The sequence below is a fragment of the Streptomyces sp. HSW2009 genome, from assembly GCF_040240285.1.
Classification (GTDB): domain Bacteria; phylum Actinomycetota; class Actinomycetes; order Streptomycetales; family Streptomycetaceae; genus Streptomyces.
The window spans coordinates 1-3128 of sequence record NZ_JBEHZD010000740.1; the positions used below are offsets into that span (position 1 = coordinate 1).

2 protein-coding genes and 1 pseudogene are annotated in these 3128 nt (G+C 72.7%); 2 read left to right on the top strand and 1 reads right to left on the bottom strand.

Annotated elements, in window-relative coordinates:
* Positions 1-220: 220 nt before the first annotated feature.
* Positions 221-1396, bottom strand: a complete 1176-nt coding sequence (locus AAHZ94_RS31540; protein WP_349997133.1) for a DUF8017 domain-containing protein — start codon at positions 1394-1396, stop codon at positions 221-223.
* A 106-nt stretch (positions 1397-1502) separates the two neighbouring features.
* Between AAHZ94_RS31540 and AAHZ94_RS31545 the strand changes: the two genes are divergently transcribed.
* Both AAHZ94_RS31545 and AAHZ94_RS31550 read left to right on the top strand, forming a co-directional pair.
* Positions 1503-1955 carry a DUF4442 domain-containing protein gene (locus AAHZ94_RS31545; RefSeq protein ID WP_349997134.1) on the top strand — a complete coding sequence of 151 codons (453 nt, stop codon included), beginning with the start codon at positions 1503-1505 and terminating at the stop codon, positions 1953-1955.
* 297 nt (positions 1956-2252) lie between these two features.
* Positions 2253-2846 (top strand): annotated as a pseudogene (locus AAHZ94_RS31550) (DedA family protein); the annotation flags it as partial.
* Positions 2847-3128: the final 282 nt, after the last annotated feature.

Here is a 3128-nt window from a genome sequence, read left to right on the forward strand (position 1 = left end):
ACAGCCGCTCTCGTCCGCCACCTGCTCCAGTGCGGCCCGGTCTCCCCGGCTGCTGAAGTGCAGCAACACGCGCCCGCGCCCACCGGATGGGTGAACCGGTGGACGCCCCGGGCGCCGTCGGCAGAGGAACCGTTGCCGTACGCGCGCCGTACGCGCCGTCCTCACCCTCGCCGCAGCCCCCGCGCCGCGGCGAACGGCGGGATCATCTCCGCCGAGCGGCCTAGCCGTTGGACTTCAGCGGGCGCAGGGTGCTCTTGATCTTCTCGATGGTCTCGTTCGGCAACTCGCCGTCGACACCAGTGGCCGCGTGCAGCACCCACAGCGCGTAGTCGCCGTTGATGTCGGTGTACGCGACCGTGAACGCCTTGCCGTCGGTCGTGCACTTGCCGGTCTTCTTGACCCCGGTGACCGTCGCGGACGCGGCGTAACCCTTCAGGCCGTGGTCGCTCTCGAACGGCTTGGCCTTGGAGACCTTGCGCTGGCCCGTCTGCTTCTGGTCGTAGCCGGCGAACACCCAGTTCTCCGCCTCGATCTCGGCCGCGCTCGCCTCGCTCTTGGCGCCGAGCGCGCCCTTGGTGCCGGTGCCGCCGAGGTCGCTGGTGTCCGGCCGGGTGCTGCCCTCGACCTTGACCGAGCAGGCGTCCTGCTTGTACTTGGCGGGGCTGGACATGACGACCAGCGGCTTGCCCTTGTCGCTCTCGAAGCCGACCGACAGGCCCGCCGACTCGACCTTCCAGTCCGCCGTGTCCGGGACGTCGAAGGCGACGTGCCGCTTGGCGCTGATGACCGTCTTCCAACCCGGGATGACGGGCTTGGCGGCCGGGTCGGCCGCCCGCGGGTTGTCCCCGCCGCCGCGCGGGTTCTCCGGCGTGGTGGTCGGCTCCTGCGACCCGCCGGGCTGCTGGGACCCCGCCGGCGCCGACGGCTTGGTGGACTCCTTGGCGGTGTCCTTCTTGTCGTCACCGTCGTCGCCGGAGAAGAGCACGACGCCGACCACGGCAGCGGCGGCGACCACGGCCCCGGCCGTGACGATCGCGATGGTCTTCTTCCGCTTGTCCCCGCCGCCCTGCGGGGGCTGTGGCGCACCCGGCGCCGCCGGAGCGTTCCAGGTGTGCGCCTGCTGGCCCTGCTGCTGCGGGTAGCCCGGCTGCTGGTACGGGCCCGGCTGCGGGGCTCCGGTCGGCGGGCCGCCCTGCGGCGGGGCCGGCGGCGGAGGCGTCTGGTACGGGTTGGGCGCGCCCGGCGCGGGCGTCTGGTACGGGTTCGGCTGACCCGGTGCCGGCGTCTGGTACGGGTTCGGCTGCGCCGGCCCCGACTGTGGGTGCCCCGGCTGTTGGTACGGGTTCTGGTCCTGCGGGTTTTGCTCGCCCCCGGGCGGCTGCTGTCCTGGCCACATGGCGAGTAACGATAGAGGGGCGGCCCAGCGGCTGCTACGTCCGCCCTTCCACGGAGCCCGTCCGCTTCCCTTCCCACAACTTTCTACCCGCTGGTAACTTTCGGGTATGTCAGAGACCCTGCCGTCGATCGGCGACATGCTCACGGCCAGCGTGCCGATGGTGCGCACGCTCAACCTCGAATTCGTCGAGACGAGTGCCGAGCGCGCCGTGTTGCGGCTACCGGACCAGCCCGACTACCACAACCACATCCAGGGGCCGCACGCCGGCGCCATGTTCACCCTCGCCGAATCCGCGAGCGGGGCGATCGTGATGGCCGCCTTCGGTGACCAGTTGAGCCGCGCGGTGCCGCTCGCGGTACGGGCCGAGATCGGCTACAAGAAGGTCGCCAAGGGCGTCGTCACCGCCACCGCGGAGCTCGGCCGCCCGATCGCCGACGTCCTCGCCGAACTCGATGCCGGCGAGCGGCCCGAGTTCCCGGTGCACGTCGCCATCACCCGCGAGGACGGCGCCGTGACCGGCGAGATGACGATCGTCTGGACCCTGCGCCCGCACTCCTGACGGGTGCCCTGGCCGGGCCGTGCCGCACTGCGCCGGCCCGGCCTCGTCGTACGCGGGACCTTCCGCACGCGGGCCTTCCGTAGGTCCGCTCGCCCCGGGCGTGTCGTGCTTCCCGGTGGCGCGCCGCCGCGGCGTCCGCATGGTGAGCCGTCCCGGCCGTGTTCCCCGCGGGCGGGGGCGGGTGTCGCCGCGCCCACGTCCGGGGTGGGCCGGCGGGTCCAGTAGGCTGCCCGGCGCGCCGGGCGAGGGCCGGGCGCAGCGAAGGTCCGAGGACAGGGTCTGCGGGGAGGAACGGCGTTGCACATCCAGGAATGGTTGGAGACCGTGCCGGCGGTCAGCATCTACCTGCTGGTGGGGTTGGTCATCGGCCTGGAGAGCCTGGGCATTCCGCTGCCCGGTGAGATCATCCTGGTCAGCGCGGCGCTGCTGGCCGGGACCCAGGACCACATCAACCCGGTCATCCTCGGCGCGTCCGCCACCGCGGGCGCCATCATCGGTGACTCCATCGGCTATCTCATCGGCCGCAAGGGCGGGCAGCCGCTGTTGCAGTGGCTCGGCAGCAAGTTCCCCAAGCACTTCGGCCCCCGACAGGTGGCCACTGCGGAGCGCTCGTTCCAGAAGTGGGGCATGTGGGCGGTGTTCTTCGGCCGCTTCGTGGCCCTGTTGCGGATCTTCGCCGGGCCGCTCGCCGGCGTGTTGCGCATGCCGTACTGGAAGTTCCTCATCGCCAACGTGCTCGGCGGCATCGTCTGGGCCGGCGGTACGACGGCGGTCATCTACTACCTCGGTGTGGTCGCCGAGGACTGGCTCAAGCGCTTCTCCTGGCTCGGCCTGGTGGTCGCCCTCCTCATCGGCCTGGTGTCGATGCTGGTGATGAAGCGCCGTGCGCAGCACCAGGAGCAGGGCCAGACCACCGAAGCCGACGCGGAACCGGTGGCCGCCGCACACCCGACCGCGGACGAGGCCGCCACCGACGCCGGGGCCGGTGCCGATTCTGGGGCAGGGGCAGGGGCCGACAGCTCCACGGCGACCGCCACCGGTGCCACTGCCCCCGCCCCCGCCACCGCGGGCGGGGACGACACGCCGGCCGCGGTCTCCTCCTCGTAACCCCGTGCCCCGGGCCACGACCCGGGCGCGCGCCCCGGGGGCCCCCGGCCCCCCCCCGGGGGGGGG

Coding starts and splice junctions, on each gene's coding strand:
- AAHZ94_RS31540 (WP_349997133.1), bottom strand. CDS start 1,396: ATGTGGCCAGGACAGCAGCCGCCCGGGGGCGAGCAAAACCCGCAGGAC.
- AAHZ94_RS31545 (WP_349997134.1), top strand. CDS start 1,503: ATGTCAGAGACCCTGCCGTCGATCGGCGACATGCTCACGGCCAGCGTG.